Source organism: Acetomicrobium sp. UBA5826 (assembly GCF_002433005.1).
Lineage (GTDB): Bacteria > Synergistota > Synergistia > Synergistales > Acetomicrobiaceae > Acetomicrobium.
This window is the reverse complement of the sequence record NZ_DJHF01000020.1, coordinates 50,597-68,002: the sequence shown is the minus strand read 5'-3', so window position 1 is coordinate 68,002 and position 17,406 is coordinate 50,597. Positions and strand designations below refer to the sequence as shown.

Annotated in this window: 14 protein-coding genes and 1 tRNA gene; 2 read left to right on the top strand and 13 right to left on the bottom strand. The window is 44.0% G+C overall.

Annotation, left to right across the window (positions count from 1 at the left end):
* Positions 1–9: 9 nt before the first annotated feature.
* The 12 genes from nhaC to B3N34_RS06590 all read right to left on the bottom strand — a co-directional run bounded on the left by nhaC (position 10) and on the right by B3N34_RS06590 (position 13,508).
* Positions 10–1,521 (bottom strand): Na+/H+ antiporter NhaC, encoded by a 1,512-nt coding sequence (nhaC, locus tag B3N34_RS06645; protein ID WP_286976048.1) that lies wholly within the window; start codon positions 1,519–1,521, stop codon positions 10–12.
* A gap of 262 nt (positions 1,522–1,783) precedes the next feature.
* Positions 1,784–2,623 carry an SDH family Clp fold serine proteinase gene (locus B3N34_RS06640; RefSeq protein ID WP_349679699.1) on the bottom strand — a complete coding sequence of 280 codons (840 nt, stop codon included), beginning with the start codon at positions 2,621–2,623 and terminating at the stop codon, positions 1,784–1,786.
* A gap of 137 nt (positions 2,624–2,760) precedes the next feature.
* Positions 2,761–5,259, bottom strand: coding sequence for an ATP-dependent Clp protease ATP-binding subunit (locus B3N34_RS06635; RefSeq protein WP_286976044.1), 2,499 nt, complete (start codon positions 5,257–5,259; stop codon positions 2,761–2,763).
* Between the two features lie 21 nt (positions 5,260–5,280).
* Complete coding sequence (locus B3N34_RS06630) at positions 5,281–6,339, bottom strand: protein arginine kinase (protein WP_286976041.1); 1,059 nt, start codon at positions 6,337–6,339, stop codon at positions 5,281–5,283.
* The gene (locus B3N34_RS06625; protein WP_009200431.1) at positions 6,326–6,868 is read right to left on the bottom strand and encodes a UvrB/UvrC motif-containing protein; all 543 of its coding nucleotides are present in this window, start codon (positions 6,866–6,868) and stop codon (positions 6,326–6,328) included. Before B3N34_RS06625 ends, B3N34_RS06630 begins: the two co-directional genes overlap by 14 nt.
* Before the next feature lie 12 nt (positions 6,869–6,880).
* Entirely contained in the window at positions 6,881–7,360 is a 480-nt protein-coding gene (locus B3N34_RS06620) for a CtsR family transcriptional regulator (RefSeq protein ID WP_091460406.1), read from the bottom strand.
* Between the two features lie 136 nt (positions 7,361–7,496).
* Positions 7,497–8,042, bottom strand: a complete 546-nt coding sequence (locus B3N34_RS06615; protein WP_286976036.1) for a manganese efflux pump MntP family protein — start codon at positions 8,040–8,042, stop codon at positions 7,497–7,499.
* Positions 8,043–8,137: 95 nt separating this feature from the next.
* On the bottom strand, positions 8,138–8,731 hold the full coding sequence (gene plsY / locus B3N34_RS06610) for a glycerol-3-phosphate 1-O-acyltransferase PlsY (RefSeq protein WP_286976034.1): 594 nt from the start codon (positions 8,729–8,731) through the stop codon (positions 8,138–8,140).
* A 6-nt stretch (positions 8,732–8,737) separates the two neighbouring features.
* Entirely contained in the window at positions 8,738–10,840 is a 2,103-nt protein-coding gene (locus tag B3N34_RS06605; protein ID WP_286976029.1) for an acetate--CoA ligase family protein, read from the bottom strand.
* 164 nt (positions 10,841–11,004) lie between these two features.
* A tRNA-Leu gene (locus B3N34_RS06600) sits at positions 11,005–11,089 on the bottom strand.
* A gap of 127 nt (positions 11,090–11,216) precedes the next feature.
* Entirely contained in the window at positions 11,217–12,143 is a 927-nt protein-coding gene (locus B3N34_RS06595; protein ID WP_286976005.1) for a S66 peptidase family protein, read from the bottom strand.
* 195 nt (positions 12,144–12,338) lie between these two features.
* Positions 12,339–13,508, bottom strand: a complete 1,170-nt coding sequence (locus B3N34_RS06590) for an amidohydrolase (protein ID WP_286976003.1) — start codon at positions 13,506–13,508, stop codon at positions 12,339–12,341.
* 166 nt (positions 13,509–13,674) lie between these two features.
* Here B3N34_RS06590 and B3N34_RS06585 point away from each other — a divergent pair, with 166 nt between their 5' ends.
* Together B3N34_RS06585 and B3N34_RS06580 are read left to right on the top strand one after the other, a co-directional pair.
* Positions 13,675–15,399: a 2-oxoacid:acceptor oxidoreductase subunit alpha gene (locus tag B3N34_RS06585; RefSeq protein ID WP_286976001.1), complete on the top strand. Its 1,725-nt coding sequence runs from the start codon at positions 13,675–13,677 to the stop codon at positions 15,397–15,399.
* A 15-nt stretch (positions 15,400–15,414) separates the two neighbouring features.
* Positions 15,415–16,278, top strand: coding sequence for a thiamine pyrophosphate-dependent enzyme (locus B3N34_RS06580; RefSeq protein ID WP_286975999.1), 864 nt, complete (start codon positions 15,415–15,417; stop codon positions 16,276–16,278).
* Positions 16,279–16,361: 83 nt separating this feature from the next.
* Here the strand turns inward: B3N34_RS06580 and B3N34_RS06575 are convergent, their stop codons facing one another.
* Complete coding sequence (locus tag B3N34_RS06575) at positions 16,362–17,324, bottom strand: L-threonine 3-dehydrogenase (protein ID WP_286975997.1); 963 nt, start codon at positions 17,322–17,324, stop codon at positions 16,362–16,364.
* Between the last annotated feature and the right edge of the window lie 82 nt (positions 17,325–17,406).

Here is a 17,406-nt window from a genome sequence, read left to right as displayed (position 1 = left end):
ACAATTCTACTATACGTTTACGATATCCTCATCCGTATCCTTGCGCCAGAATATCGATTTGCCCATAGCTGTTAAAGCAATGGCCACGATCGGGTTAAGGTAATTAAAAAAAGCGTAGGGCAAATACTGAATCGTGGGCACTCCTAAGACGCTTGTATGATAAGCTCCGCATGTATTCCATGGAACTAAAACCGATGTCAATGTGCCGCTATCTTCCAAACTTCTGGAAAGCATTCTAGGGTGAAGCCCTTTTTCATCGAAGGCAGGCTTAAACATTCTGCCAGGGAGCACTATTGCAACATACTGATCCCCCAAGAAAATGTTGGAAACTATACAAGAAATTATTACCGATGTAACCAGTCCTGTAACGCTTTTCACATGGCGCAAGAGGGCCTGCAGCAATACTTCTAATATTCCGCAACGCTCCATGACACCACCGAAGGAAAGTGCGCACAATATCAAGGAAACAGTCCACATCATGGAATCGAGTCCGCCGCGTTCGAGCAAATCGCTGAGCATCCCTCCCACTTCTTGAGCAAGTTCGGGAGCGACATCGCTGACTCCCTGCGCAGCGAGGATGCCCGCTACGGCATCGAGACTCTCCGCTCCTGCAACTTCCGCGCTAAAAGCAGGGCTGTAACCGTAATGAATCGCAGTGACCATAGTTCCCAGTCCGCTGCCTTGAAGAAGTATCATTATGCCGCCCAGTACTACACCTGCAAATAAACTTGGTATTGCAGGAAACCTTAAAGCTGCCAGCAAAACTACCACTATAGGGGGAATAAGACCCACGATGCTTATGTTAAATTCTGCAGCGAGTAGCTTTTGAAAAGCAACTATCCTCGTCACATCCAAAGTCCCACCTGCAAACCTGAGGCCCAATACTACGGTAATAATGGCAACTATTACGTAGGTGGGCAAAGTTGTGGAGACCATCGCCCTTATGTGACTAAAAAGGGTCGTCCCCGAAACTGCGGGAGCCAGATTTGTAGTGTCAGAAAGAGGCGACATCTTATCGCCAAAGTATGCCCCGGAAATAACTACGCCGGCCGCCAGCGGCATTGGAACCCCCAACCCCGCGGCAATACCTATCAAGGCCAAACCTACAGTGCCTGAGGTACCCCACGAGGTGCCCGTCGCCAATGAAACAATAGAACAGATTAACAAAGTTGCAAGCAAAAATATGCTGGGTGAAAGGATGCTCAAACCATAATATATGAGCGTCGGCACGATGCCGCCCTGTATCCATGAGCCAATTATCATTCCCACTATCATTAATATCAAAACAGCCTGAAGCCCGGCAAGGATACCGCGAAACATGCCCTCTTCCATATCTTTCCATTGAAAATGCAACAAATAACGGCCCATCAAACACACAAAGGCAGCAGAGAACACCAGTGGAATATGCACATCTACGCCCAAAACCAAAACACCGGTTCCAATGCAGACAGCAGCTACGCTAACAGCCAGAACAGCTTCAAAAAGAGTGGGCTTTCTCGTCGAACTTCCATTTTCGCTCATTCTCATTTCTACCTCCTCTCATATTTTAATTATTGCCATGAAAATGATATTGCATCGGTAATATGTCCTCTTCACCTCCTCTTCTATCGACTGCACTGCTTGCATAATTATCGAACGCACATACAGCTGTGCGTCTCATTTATAATATATTTTATCATGCAGACATAGGAACGACATATATTATATAACCACTTAAACTTTCTATATCAGGACTACTTAACGCGTTTTCTGAAACTTCGCCAAGTATCAGCAGATATTAAAATTATTCTTTCCCATTAGATGTCGGACGTTGATAAGGCATGGGAACATATTGAACGGAGGGGCGTCTCTGTCCGGCTTGAGGATATAGATGCATCAAAGATGCTACATCCTCGGGAATTCCACTCGTTACATTGAGGCCCAATCGTTTTGCTTCCTCATACATAATGGGATAATCATGGGTCCACCTGCCATCGGTTAATACAGTGGAGAGTTCTTCTGCCTTTTCCTCAGGAACGTCGTTGCTTATCAAGAGGTCATATACAAAGCGCCGCGTTTGTGTAATGGCCTTTTTTGACATATCAGCCAATATGATAGTATTGTCATCTACTTCTGAAATTGGTTTCTGTTCAAGGACCTTTAGAATGGAAACAGCTGCGTATTGGCCAATTTGAGGATCTACCGGGCCCAAAACTGCATTTTCATCCATCACTATTTCGTCCGCAGCAAGGGCAATTAGCGTTCCACCAGACATAGCATAATGGGGAACGAACACGGTAACCTTGGCATCATGTTTAGACAATGCTTTTGCAATTTGTTCGGCTGCCAAGAGAACGCCTCCGGGCGTGTGAATTATTAAGTCTATCGGCATATCTTTAGGAGTTAATTTTATTGCCCTAAGCACTTCCTCGGAATCCTCGATGCTAATGAAATTTCTTGCGAACATTCCCAAAAAACCGATGGATTCCTGTCTGTGGATTAGTGTAATGACTCGACTTCTGCGTTTATGCTCTATTTTCTTGATCTGTCCTTGTCGTAGCCGTTCGAGGTTCCATTGCCTGAAGGAGGGAAGCACTAACAAAAAAAGAAATAGCAACAAAAAAATATCGAAACCGTACATCATAATTACACCACCTTAACATAAAATATTATTATCGGATGAACTGAAAGAACTTTCAGCTTTCATGGTTATAATAGCAAAAGGCCACGGAAAAGTAACTATCCGCGGCCTTAAATTATATTTCACACTTTTAGCGCGTATCAAGATTGTGCAGATTCTTTGGAGACAGCTTTCTTTTTATTGTTGTTTTTCCCTTTTGCCACAGGAATAAAAGTAATATTGTCTTCTGAGACGTCGACTTTGATTACGCTTTCCGGTTTTATTTTTCCTTCAAGCAAGATGTCAGCCAGCCTGTCTTCGATATATCGCTGTATAGTCCTTCGCAGGGGTCGCGCGCCAAATTTGGGCTCGTACCCCTTTTTCAACAAAAACCCCTTTGCAGCCTCGCTAACTTCGATGAATATACCCTTTTCGGCCAGTCTTTCAGCTACGTCATCGATCATTATATCTACAATCTGAAGAAGTTCCTTTTCGCCTAAAGGCTTAAAGACCACTATTTCGTCTATTCTGTTTATAAACTCCGGTCTAAAGGTCCTTCTTACCGCATCCAATATATTTTTCTTTGCGGCCTCGAAATCGATCTGATATTCCGATTCGGCAGCAAACCCAATGGCCGGACCTTTCATCAAATCCTGCGCTCCGAGATTACTCGTCATAATGATCACCGTGTTTTTGAAATCGACAACACGACCCTGTCCATCGGTTAACCTTCCATCCTCCAGAATTTGCAAAAGTATATTAAACACATCGGGATGAGCCTTTTCTATCTCGTCGAAAAGAACCACAGCATAGGGACGCCTTCTGACAGCCTCGGTCAATTTGCCTCCTTCTTCATATCCCACATAGCCGGGAGGTGCACCTATGAGTTTGGAAACCTCATGGCGTTCCATAAATTCGCTCATGTCGAGACGGATCATGGAATTTTCGTCTCCGAACATAAATTCCGCCAAAGCTTTGCTCAGCTCAGTTTTGCCAACGCCAGTAGGGCCTAAAAACAGGAAACTCCCTATGGGTCGCCGGGGATCCTTCAAGCCGCTTCTGGCCCTCCTGATCGCTTTGGCCACTATGGATACAGCTTCCTCTTGATCAATAATGCGTTTATGAATCTCTTCTTCCATACGAAGCAGCCGTTGGCTTTCTTCTTCCGTCATTTGCGTTACGGGAATGCCTGTCCATTCTGAAACCACCAATGCTATGTCTTCCTCGTCGACTATTGGTTCTTCTTGAGACTTCTTAGCCTGCCATTCCTTCCGTTTTTCTTCCAGTTCCTCTGATAACTTTCTTTCTTCGTCCCTTAAGGCGGCGGCTTTTTCAAATTCTTGAGACGCTACTGCTGCTTCCTTCTCCTTTCTCACCGTCTCGAGCTTCTTTTCCAGCTCCTTTATAAACTCCGGCGGATTCATAGTAGAAAGTCGCACCCTCGCACCAGCTTCGTCGATAAGATCGATAGCCTTGTCAGGCAAATATCTGTCGCTTATGTAACGAGCAGAAAGCCTTGCTGCTGCTTCCAAAGCTTTATCCGTTATTTTGACCCGATGGTGCGCCTCATATTTATCTCTCAAACCCTTTAAGATCTCTATGGTGTCTTCTATAGTGGGCTCACCCACAAAAACAGGTTGAAATCTCCTCTCTAAAGCAGCATCTTTTTCGATGTATTTTCTGTATTCGTCCAAAGTCGTAGCCCCAATTACTTGAAATTCTCCTTTGGCAAGGCTTGGCTTTAAGATATTGGCAGCGTCGACGGCTCCTTCTGCTCCACCTGCACCAACTAGGGTGTGAATTTCATCGATGAAGACGATCACGTCTTTGGAGTCGCGAACCTCCTTGACCAGTTTTCTCATGCGCTCCTCGAATTCACCTCTGTATTTGGTTCCCGCTACCAAATTGCCAATATTGAGTTGGACTATTCTTTTGTTTTTAAGAACTTCCGGGACCTCACCTGTAGCTATTCTCTGAGCCAATCCTTCGACAATTGCAGTCTTCCCTACGCCTGGATCACCAATGAGGCAGGGATTGTTTTTAGTCCTGCGCGACAAAATTTGAATTACCCGCTGTATCTCGCGCTCACGACCGATAACGGGATCGAGTTCGCCTTGACGAGCCATCTCAACTAAATCGATGCCTAATTGGTCGAGTGTCGGAGTCTTGGTATGAGATTTCTTCCTTGACAAACCTTGGCTTTGGCTCATTTGGTCTACCTCCCCTCCGGAGAGATATCGAACAACTTCCTGATACACCTTTTGCATATCCAACCCCATGCTGGTAAGAACCTGAGCTGCAATTCCCTCCCCCTCGGCCAACAATCCCAGGAGGATATGTTCTGTTCCAACGTAGTTGACACCCATATTTCGAGCTTCCCTCATAGCCAAGTCCAGAACTCGCTTTGCCCTGGGACTTAAAGGCAGATCTATCGGTTTGTCCTTTGCTTGTCCTTTGCCAACCAATTGTTCAACCCTCTTGCGAACTTCATCTAAATCTATACCTAAGGACATCAGCACATGTGCTGCTACTCCATCGCCTTCGGCCAATAAGCCCAGCAATATATGTTCCGTACCTATTACATCGTGACCCAACCTCAGTGCTTCTCTATGAGCTAATTGGACCACCCTTCTTGCTCGCTCCGTAAAAAATTGCCACATTCTACATCACCCCTCTTATCCTTACTTAGGTTCTATGCATTTAAGACGTTCCCGCAAAAAGGCTGCCCTGTACACATCCCTCTCATCCGGCGTCAGTTCCTTGCCCGCGTACAACTGAACATGGTTCGGTTGTACGCCAAGAACAAGATTATTCCAATCCTCCACGGAAAGTTTAGGAGTTATTTCCATGTCACTGCCCATTTTGATTAGCGAAATCAGTTCAAGAGCTTCTCTCGTGCTGATGTTTCTGCAATATCTCATTACGCCAAATGCCCTCCAAAGCCTGTCATCTAAGGAACTGTCTAATTTACGCTTCATCACCGCTCTGGCGCGTTCTTCCTCCGTAACAATTTGTCGTACAGCAGAAGCTACCTTATCAATCAGCTCTTCCTCGCCGAGGCCCAAGGTAATTTGATTTGAGATCTGATATAACGAGCCCAGCACATCGCTTCCTTCCCCATAAGTTCCCCTTACTGTAAGGCCAATGCGATTACATTCATTTATCAAAGTAGCGATTTGCTTTGACATCTCAAGCGCCGGTATATGAACCATTACCGAGGCACGCATTCCCGTTCCGACGTTCGTCGGACATGCCGTCAGATAGCCGAAATCAGAATCGAATGCATAATCCAACTTTTCGAACGTCATTTCGACCTTTTTTGCTATTCTCCACACCTCGTTAAGCTCAAGACCTGACAAAATAACTTGAATCCTAAGATGATCTTCCTCATTGACCATTATCGATATGACACCTTTTGAATCCACTATTACCACCCTGCCAGGTCCGTCGCCTGCGAAGGGCGGACTAATAAGGTGTTTCTCTACCAACACCCACCTAGATAAGGAATCCAGGGCGTCCATTTCTACAACATCGCTATCTTTTAAAAGGTCTGAATCTAATATCACTTGTTTAACTTTATCAACAATGGCATATAATTTTTCATGATCACATCGATGGGTAAAAGGAAAATCACTTAAATTTCGCGCTAATCTTATTCTGCTGGAAACAGCTATATTAGAATTGCTTCCTTTCCCCTTTACCCACTCAATTGGATGTGCTAACAAGTCACGCTTTGCCATCGCTACCATCACCTTTCGATGTTAATTCGCGGATACGATCGCGAATTTTCGCCGCACGTTCGTACTCCTCTTTTTCTACCGCTTCTTTAAGCTCCTTTTTTAATTGTTCCAGTTCGTCTCCTGTAGCATCTTTTTCTATGTAACTCAACTCAGGCTTACTCCCCCTATGACGATCAGCTCCATGGATTTTTCGAAGCAAGGGCTTAATATAATCTCGGAAAGACTCGTAGCATTTTGGACATCCGAACTTGCCGGTTTTTTGAAAAGTCGAATAATCCAACCCGCAGCCTTGGCATTTAATCTCAGTTCTCACGGGCCTGCGCAATTCTTTGGCAGCGAAGGGTTCGAAGAGGGAACCTAAGAGATTTTCCCATGACAAATCAAAATTAAAATGAGGGAATAGGTCAATACCCTCCAGGCCCATAGTCTCTGCGCATTCTCTGCATAGATGATATTCCTTTACCTCACCGTTTATTATTTGTTTGATATGCACCTCTGCTTCCCGTTCCTGACATCGTTCGCACATCATTGTAAATTCCCCCTATATAATGGCCAGGCTTTTGAGCACCCGCCTAACAAGTTCAGTATTAATTTCATCTCTGCGATAGGCGGGTAGATCGAAAAAGGATACCAACACTTCATCGACAAATCTCAAGATAACTTCTAACATGGTGCGTTCCCTCAGCGTCAACAGTTCACGTTCTTCCAAATTTTTCAAAAGACGCCTTGTTTCCTGCGGTGTCATTACTCCATCAACTATCTCTTCAATGTGATTGAGCCTGTCCTCCACGCCGGAAAGGCATACCCGTATAATTCTAATGTAACCATTTCCTCCCCTTTGACTCTCTACGATAAAACCTCTTTCAGGCGTAAATCTGCTTTGCAAGACATAGTTTATTTGGCTAGGCACACAACCAAAAACATTTGCCAACTCCTTGCGTCGCAATATAATCTCATCCGCCGAATTAGCCTCAAGCAGGCTTCGTATGTATTTTTCTATCTTTTCAGTGAGGCTTTCCATATCCATGCACCCCCATCCTGCCTATGGCATTAGTGCGACCATGCTCATTATATGCATGAAGGTCAAAATATGTCAAGAATATTTTTAGGGATACCAAACATTTTTTAGGGGAATTAAAGAGAGGAAATCTCGATCGTTACAAGAATAGCATCTTAAGTCCTACAAGACAAATTACAAGACCGCCAAAAACACAAGCCCATCGGCCCAAAAGAAAGCCAAGAGCTCTGCCGAAGTATACTCCCAATAAACACATGCATAGAGTAACAAAACCAACAACAGAGGAAAAGAACATGATAGAAATATTCGCCACTGCAATACCAATTCCAACGGACAATGCATCGATCGAAGTGGCAATCGCAAGAAATAACAATGCAAGCCCTTTAGTAATATCTCTTGGACTGCATTGTTCTTCCCTTTTTGAATCCCTCAGCATTTTAAGACCGATACAAATAAGAACAACCGAAGCTATCCATTCGTCATAGGGTGAAAACTTGCGCAAAATATAGTAACCCAGAAAATATCCAAAGATGGGCATAATAAACTGAAAAAAACCGAACACACTCCCCATTCGTAGGGCAACCGTAAGATAACAATCCTTTCGGCAAGCTCCAACGCTCAAGCATACCGAAAATGCATCCATCGATAAAGATAGGCCAATTAGTATAATGTAAACAATAGGCAAATGTGCGAAACTCCCTTCTCAATCTTTTAAATGCCCTTCAACAGCAGATGGTCATTATACTCCTTTCGAATTATATAACCATGCGCTCCAAAACCTTAAGTTGCTCTTTCGCCAACTTTATGCTCGGTCCCTGCCAATAATCTTCTGATATTTGCATGATGTCTAACTATCGTAAGGAACGCCAAAAAGGATGAGGCCACGATATAAAAAATATCGGCGTCAAACAACTTCAACCATATCGGCGTTGAAGCAAGGGATATCATAGATGCTAAAGAAACGTAACGACTCACCTTCATCACGCAATACCACACAACCCCCCCAAGGATCGAAGCGAGAGGGTAAAACATAAATATAACGCCGAAGGAAGTTGCCACTCCCTTTCCGCCTTTAAATTTCAACCACACAGGAAAATTGTGTCCCAAAACAGCTACTACTCCTAAAAGAGACAGCAATTGCGGAGAAGATACCCCCAAGACCCTTGCAATTAGTAAGGCTAATCCGCCTTTTGTTATGTCGAAGATACCCACAGCGATTGCCCACTTTTTACCCATAACTCTTCCGACATTTGTAGCTCCTATATTGCCTGAACCATACTTCCTGATGTCATCGCCCTTTACTAGTTTGACAACTAAATATCCCATAGGAGCTGATCCCAGCAAATAGGCCAATAGTATCAGAAACACCGACACCTGACATCACTCCTTCTCTTTGCGCAATATTAGAGCATCCGCAACCAACACTCCTTTTCCTTCGTCTAGTACAAAAACCGGATTTGCATCCAATTCTTTTAGCTCACTTTCTATACATGCCATTCTCGATATTAAACTCACTGCTTTTGCCAAAGCGTTTATGTCCTTTCGTTTTTGACCACGTGCTCCTGCAAGCAGGGGATAACCTTTAAGTTCCTCTATCATTTCCATAGCGGTATTCTCATCGATGGGGGCACGTCGCAACGAAACATCTCTCAGCACTTCGACATATATTCCTCCCAAACCGACGGCGACAATCGGACCAAAAATCGGGTCTCTTTTGACACCTATCATACATTCCAAACCGCTACCGACCATTTCTTGAACTAATACTCCCTCAATGTTGGCTTCAGCGTTAAATTTCCTGGCCTTTTCCAATATTCTGCCGTAGGCATTGCGTATTTGTTCTTCGTTTTGCAAGTTTAGGGCAATTACTCCGGCCTCCGTTTTGTGAAGAATTTGAGGAGACATAACCTTTAAAGCCACGGGATACCCAATCTCTTCGCTTGCTTCTATGGCCTCTTCCAAGGACAAGCAAAGCCTCTCATTTGTCACCGGAACGCCCCAATGCTCCAACAATTTCTTTGAGTCATATTCCGTCATCATTAATGGAAGTTTGGACAAAAATGGTTCTCCCCTGACCTCTATATCCTTCGTAGGTTTCAACATAACTTCATGCCAGTTGGCAAGTGCGCTCAGTGCAAAAGCACTTCTGCGCAAACTTTGAAATAACGGTACACCTGCAGCTTTAAGCTGTTTCAAAAAAACTTCCCCATGTTTACGATCAATCAGCCAGGTACAATTTATAGGTTTTTTGGTCCCTTGACTCGCAGCTATGAGGTCCTGGACCATCTGTTCGCCCGATTTACCGGTAATCATGGATATAATGACGGTGACCATGTCTATGTCAGGACATTCGAGCACCGCATCTAAACAGCCAGGGAAACCTTTGGGGTCGTTTATCACCTGCGCAGTCATGTCTATAGGGTTTGAGCTGGAGCCGAAGGGGGGTATATAGGGTTTTATCTTCTCCTGCGTGTTTTCATCCAAAACCGGCACATTCAGGCCATAGTCGTCCAACAAATCCGTCATGATTATACCTGCTCCTCCGGAAGTAGTTAACACCGCTACCTTTTTGCCTGTAGCCCTTTTGGGAGATGAAAATATGGTTCCCAGATCGATGATATCTTCTACGTCAGAAATGCTTATAACACCATATTGCTTAAATACGGCATCCCAAACTTCCCTATCACCCGTAAGAGCAGCCGTGTGACTTTTCGCTGCCTCTTTAGCCACCTCGCTCTTGCCAACTTTCAGTACTGCAATTGGAATTTCCCTCTTTTTGGCTTGTTGCACTAAATCCAGGAACTTTGAGCCGTCTTTCAAACCTTCCATGTAAATGATAAGAAGTTTCACTTCTCTGTCTTCAATGATGAACCGCCCAAAATCAACTACATCTAAATCTACTTGATTGCCAGTAGTTACTACATAGCGAAACTTTACACCACTGTCGGCACCTAGAGCAAAAGAGGCAAATCCGAAAGCTCCACTTTGCGAGACGTAAGCAATATGTCCAGGTTCCAGGGGTTCTGCGTCTAATGAAGCAGAAAAACTCAGAGGAACACCGTCGACAAAATTTACCAAACCTTGACAATTCGGACCTACCAAACGGATATTCCATTTATTTGCTATATAAATTATTTTATCCTGAAGTTGAGGGTCGTCAGCTTCAGCAAACCCCGAAGAAAATATGACAGCGAAGGGAACTTTTTTCTCTCCGCATTGTTCCAAAATATCAGGCACAACACCAGCTCTTACTCCAATAATAGCAACATCTGGAGATGCCGGAAGGGATCTAATATCTGGATAACACTTGAATCCATGAAGTGAATCATATTTAGGATTCACAGGAAAAATATCCCCTCTATAATTGTATCGGTTCAGCAATTTTAAAGGTCGACCTGATATGCTATCCATGTTAGATGATGCGCCAACTATGGCTATTTTTTTAGGCTTAAAAAGGCGGTTTAGGTCCACAAACGATGGCATTTCATCCCCTCCTAACAATATCGGACATGTAAATATATTATCATATCTCCTTTATTAACAGATTCAGGAGAGGAAACTTAATACACACAAATTGCGATACCCCTTCTCTTTAACGCTTTCAAAAAAAGAAGGAGCCAAAACAGGCTCCTTCTTTTTTTGATCTATGGTGCCGAGGGGGGGATTTGAACCCCCACGGGAAATCCCACACGCCCCTCAAACGTGCGTGTCTACCAATTCCACCACCTCGGCGTTGCAATCGCATTATACGCAACTTATTTTTATTAGTCAATACTGATGAGAAATGGATCAATTGGGTATGGCGCTTTTAGTAAGCAATTTAGCACATTAGCCCTAAAATTAAAAGGGTTAGGATTTTTCAATTGGCAATGTGGTCTTTTAGAATACATATTTTACAATTGGATGCATCCAAATGCGCCTTCAGGCCTATGGGTACGGTAATTTTAGAATCACAATGCCCGGCTGAAAAGTTAGCTATTGTGGGTTTTCTGAGAGGGATAATGTAATCAGCGAATACTTCCTCAAGATTAAGGCTTTTGGAAGCATCTGTCTCTTCGCAATTTCTAAAATCTCCCAAAATAAAACCTGCAGCCTCTTCCAGTTTCCCGGCCAAGCGCATTTGCAGAAGCATTTTATCTACCTTGTAGGGTTTTTCGTCGATATCCTCCAGCAAAAGCAGTTTCCCCCGAGTATCTATTTCATAGGGCGTTCCTAACGTAGCAGCAACTATGGACAAATTTCCCCCGACAATTTCTCCCTCTGCTTCTCCCTGAGATAAAGCACGAAGTGGTCGGCCTTCGGGATTGGATAGGATCATATTTTCCGTTGAGCCGCAAACTGCAGATATGAAACTATTTTTAGTAAATTCATCTAAACCCTTCGCGAAATCTATTCCCATAGGTCCGTGAAAGGTGGGCATTTTTGCCCTTTGAAAAAAGGTTACAAGCAGAGCCGTTATATCGCTATACCCTATAAAAGGTTTAGGGTTGTCTTTGATAATATCGAAATCCAGCATATCGAGTATTCTCATGCTCCCGTATCCACCTCGCAGACAAATTATTCCGTCAATATCTTCATTAACGAACATTTTGTTTACATCACTGGCTCTTAAGTGATCATCACCCGACAAATAGCCCCTACGGGCATAACAAGACTCGCCAACGATGACCTTAAACCCCAACTCTTTAATTGCGATCTCGGCCTTCTTTAGGTCCTCCTCATTGGTTGGGCTCGCAGGCGCCAGCATTCCAAGGGTATCGGGTCGTTTTAAAGCCCTAATTTGCATTCTTGTTTGTCCTCCTCTAAACAAAATTTCATTTTCACTTTGGCATTTGTATGTAATTTGTAGTAAAATATTTCTTAGAAAAGCCCTTCCTCATCGGGACATACATACATAGGCGTTGCCGTTCCCTCCTGCCTATGTATGTATGTCTTTATTTTTAGGCATTTATCGAGGGGTAATGGAAAGGATACGCTCAAACTACAAAGAACGCTTCACTATGTTTCCCTCGACCATAACAAGGAGAAGATGACTGAAGTAGCTTAAAGGATCCCCGTCCCACACCAGAAGATCGGCTACTTTGCCCTTATCTATTGATCCGAGCTCCTTCTCCATTCCGATATGTTCGGCTGCTTTTATTGTAATGGCTGCCAAAGCCTCATCTGAAGGCATGCCTGCCGAGACAGCTAAAGAGGCATGCAAAACCAGATGATTTAACGGCACAACCGGATGGTCAGTAGTAAAACACAGATGAACGCCCTTTTCGTATTGTTCTACGGCACCTTCCCACGATCTGTTTTGAAGTTCCAACTTAGATCTTGAGGTGATACCCGGACCATAAGCTACAGGAATTTGCTTCGGAGCGAGGACCTCGGTTATCTTGTCTCCTTCTGTACCATGCTCTAATGTAAACTTGAGGTTGAACTCATCGGCTATACGAATGGCTGTTATCATGTCATCGGCCCTATGGGCATGAATCCTTAAGGGCAATTCGCCCCTCAATACGGGAAGCAAAGCTTCCCATTTCATATTTCTGTCAAAGATATTGCCTTCCCTTTGAGCACGATCTTTCCTTTGAGCATAATCTTGAGCCGTCATAAACGATTCTCTCAAAATTGCAGCCACTGACATCCTCGTGGCGGGAGAACGGTCTTTCTTTTTGTATAAATTTTTCGGGTTTTCTCCGAAAGCCGCCTTCATACCTGAAGGAAAACTTCTAACCATTTTATCTATTATTCGACCGTAAGTTTTGATGATCGCTCCCTGACCACCCAAAACATTTGCACTTCCGGGCAAAACCTGCACTGTCGTCACTCCGCCTGATATAGCTTCGTCAAAAGCTCTATCATAGGGATTTATCGCATCAATGACGCGCAGATGTGGCGTTACAGGATCGGTGTGTTCGTTTACACTTTCTTCATCTTGCGGATAACCCTCCTCTATTAGACCGATATGTGTGTGAGGGTCGATAAAACCGGGTGTGACAATACGATCTGTCACGTCAACCACTTCGCACTCGGAAACGCCTTTGAGTCCTTTGCCTATGTCTTTAATAATCCCCTCTTCGATCAATATATCAACGTTTTCTAATACACCATTGGTTACAGTAAATACAACGCCGCCCTTCAATATAACTGATGAATTTTTCACTTTTCTTTAAGACCCTCCGCTCTTTAATTTTTTGCCAATACCAATTATGAACTCTATCATCGATTAATTCAAATTAAACTTATTTTCCAACGGGTTTATTATTTGAAATATCTGCTGATTATTGATATATTTACTTAAAACATTTTTAAAAAAGGGAGTGGAAAAGGTGATTACCTTACCCCAAGGTAAGAATGAGGACATCTCGATAGTAGTTACAGGAGCAGCCGGTCAAGGCATTCAAACGGTCGAGGATATTCTTGGAAAAGTACTTAAAAGAAGCGGGCTTAACGTATTTGCCGCTAAAGAATATATGTCCCGAGTCAGAGGAGGAAATAACTCTACTGAAATTCGAGTTTCATCAAAGAGCGTACGAGCCTTCGTAAATCGCATAGATCTGCTCATTTGTTTAAACAAAGGACTCAGGAATTACCTTAAGGAACGCATCAGCAGCGATACTGTTATAATAGGCGACATAGAGGAAATGGGAAAGGAATTGGCAGGAAGGGGCCAAATGTTTTTTGACGTACCCTTGCTACATTTTGCCAAAGAGTTAGGTAGCCCCCTATTCGCCAACGTCGTCGCTGCCGGGATAATAACGTCCCTTTTTGACGTAGATATGTCCCTTTTGGAACAGTACTTTGACGAAAGATTTGGAGCAAAGGACAAGAGTTTAGTAACCAAGAACATTGATGCAGCTAAAAAGGGCTACGAAATATCACGGGAACTTGCAGAAGACATAACCGTAAAGATGGACCACAACAGCGAAATTGTAAAAGAGCTTCTTCTTACAGGAAGCGATGCAGTGGCTTTGGGGGCAATTGCAGGCGGTTGCAATATGATCTTCGGTTATCCCATGTCCCCTGCAACAGGGGTTCTTTCCCATCTTTCACAAGTCGCTGAAGAGTTTGGAATAGTGACCGAACAAACCGAAGATGAAATTTCTGCCATGAACATGGCCATCGGGGGCTGGTACGCTGGCGGCCGTGCCATGGTTACGACCTCAGGCGGAGGGTTTGATTTGATGAGCGAAGGGTTGTCCTTAGTCGGGATTGGCGAGAGCCCAATGGTAATACATCTGGGACAACGCCCCGGGCCGGCTACCGGTCTTGCCACGCGAACTGAACAAGCGGATTTAAATTTAGCCCTCTACGCGGGACATGGCGAATTTCCACGGGCAATACTCGCTCCAGGTTCGATCCAGGAAGCTTTTTATATGACACAGCATGCTTTCAATTTAGCGGCTCACTATCAGGTCCCTGTTTTCATCCTCACCGATCAGTATCTTTTAGACTCGTCGTATAACCTTCCCGCTTTCTCTTGCGAAGGCCTTAAGGTCGAAAAACATATCATAAAAACAGATGAATCATACAAACGTTATGTCATAACCGAAGATGGTGTATCGCCAAGAGGCATTCCGGGCTACGGCGAGGGACTAATAGCCTTTGACAGCAACGAACATGGGGAGACGGGAAGAAATATGGATGAAGATCCTCAAATTCGAAGCGAAATGAATGCCAAAAGAATGCGCAAACTGAAGGGATTAGAGGAAGACTCTCTTCCGCCTGCGCTTTATGGAGACGTAGATTACGATGTACTTTTGATAGGGTGGGGATCTACTAAACATATCATCGAAGAGGCGATGGAGGAATTTTCAAGGCCAAAAACGGCCTTTTTGCAAATAAGACAGCCCTTCCCGCTGCATAGCTCTACAAAAGATTATTTGAAAAGAGCAAAGGTTATAGTAGACATAGAAGGGAACGCTACGGCTCAAATGGCCAACTTAATTAAGCTGCTTACCGGCATTGAAACATCTCATCGAATACTGACATCTTCTGGAATGGAAATTACGGTTGAAGAATTATTAATTAAGCTGCGTTGTTTGCATGTATAGTTTGGAGGGATAAAAATGACAGATGTTAGAATGTTCGATGTTCCTGGCCCTATAGATATAATGTGGTGTCCCGGTTGTGGCAATTTCCCCATACTTGACGCAATCAAAAAAGCCTTGGCCGAGCTCGATCTTACGCCCCAAGACGTGCTGATCTGTTCCGGAATAGGACAGGCCGCTAAACTAAATCACTATGTCAATACCCACTTTCTTCATGGCCTCCATGGCCGCTCTATTTCGAACGCTACTGGGGCAAAAGCAGCCAATCCCAAGCTAGTAGTCCTAGACGTTGGAGGAGACGGCGACAGATATGCTGAAGGGGGAAACCATATAATTCACACAATAAGGCGAAACCCGGATATAACAGCTCTCGTTCACGATAACAGGGTTTACGGTTTGACAAAGGGGCAGGCTTCCCCAACAAGCCCTATGGGATACATATCGCCCACAACCCCGAAAGGAGTGGCAAGCTTGCCTTTGAATCCAATTGCTCTCGCCGTATCCCTCGACGCTTCTTTCGTTGCCCAAGCCTTTGCAGGAGACATAGAAGAAACAAAAGAGATACTAAAAAAAGCCATATCCCATAAGGGATTTTCTTTTGTCAACATATTTCAACCCTGCGTTACCTTTAACAAAATCAACACTTATCAATGGTTTAAAGAAAACACATATTATCTTGGAGATGACTACGATGCAAGCGACCGAAAGATGGCTTTAGAGAAAGCATTTGAAACGGATAAATTGCCCCTTGGGGTAATATACCTAAACAACAGAAAAACCTTCGAGGAATCTCTGGCGGCTTATGAAAATTCCGATAAACCACTTTACGATCGCGACATATCGTGGGATAAACTGACAAAGACGTTTGAGCGCTTTGTTTAATTAAAATTCAGGATACGTTCAAGGTTTCCAAAAAAGCGGGGGCAAAAATACAATGCCCCCGCTTTTATCATTAGATGAAAGTATTACTTATAATGTATCCCCAGTTTTTTCGACAGCTTTTCAAGCATATCCTTAACCATTGTTGGCAAATCGTACTCGTGATTCCATCCCCATTCCTGTCTGGCACAGCTATCATCGAGCATATCGGGCCATGAATCGGCAATGCCCTGTTTTACAGGATCTACATCATAGTAAATCTCGAACTCAGGTATATGTTTCTTTATTTCCAAAACAAGCTCCTCGGGAGTAAAGGCCATAGCCGTAATGTTAAAGGCATTCCTGTGAACAAGCTTTGACGGATCGGCTTCCATCAAGTCGATGGCAGCCTTTAAAGCATCGGGCATATACATCATATCCATGCGAGTGTCTTTTTTTAGATAACATGTATATTTTTTGTTTTTTAAGGCTTCGTAGAATATTTCAACGGCATAGTCTGTCGTGCCGCCGCCGGGAAGGGTTTTGTAAGAAATCAATCCAGGGTATCTGACTCCACGAGTGTCCACGCCATATTTAAGAAAATAATAATCACACAAGAGCTCTCCCGTCACTTTGGTAACGCCATACATGGTATGAGGTCGTTGTATAGTATCCTGTGGGGTTTTCCATTTCGGAGAGCTCGGTCCAAAAGCAGCGATGGAGCTGGGGACAAAGAGAGAGCATTTATATTCCCTGGCTATTTCCAGGGCGTTTATCAAACCGGTAACATTTACGTGCCAGGCGCCCATCGGATTTTCTTCTGCCTTTGCGGATAATATGGCCGGCAGGTGATATATGACGTTAATGCCATATTTTTTCACAACATCGACGTATTCATCTGCATTGACAACATTGACCACTTCGTATGGGCCGCCTTCTGCCAATTCGGGGTCCGGGTTGCGCCTATGACCTCCACACACCACATTATCGCTTCCATATTTTTGCCTAAGCGCAGGCACCAGCTCTGAACCGATCTGTCCCGTTCCGCCCGTGACAAGAATTCTCTTCAATGGTAATCCTCCCTTCGATATTTAACCACAGTCGTCTTTTAATGTACCTCGATCCTATTTGCAAAGTTTAAGGATCGAAACT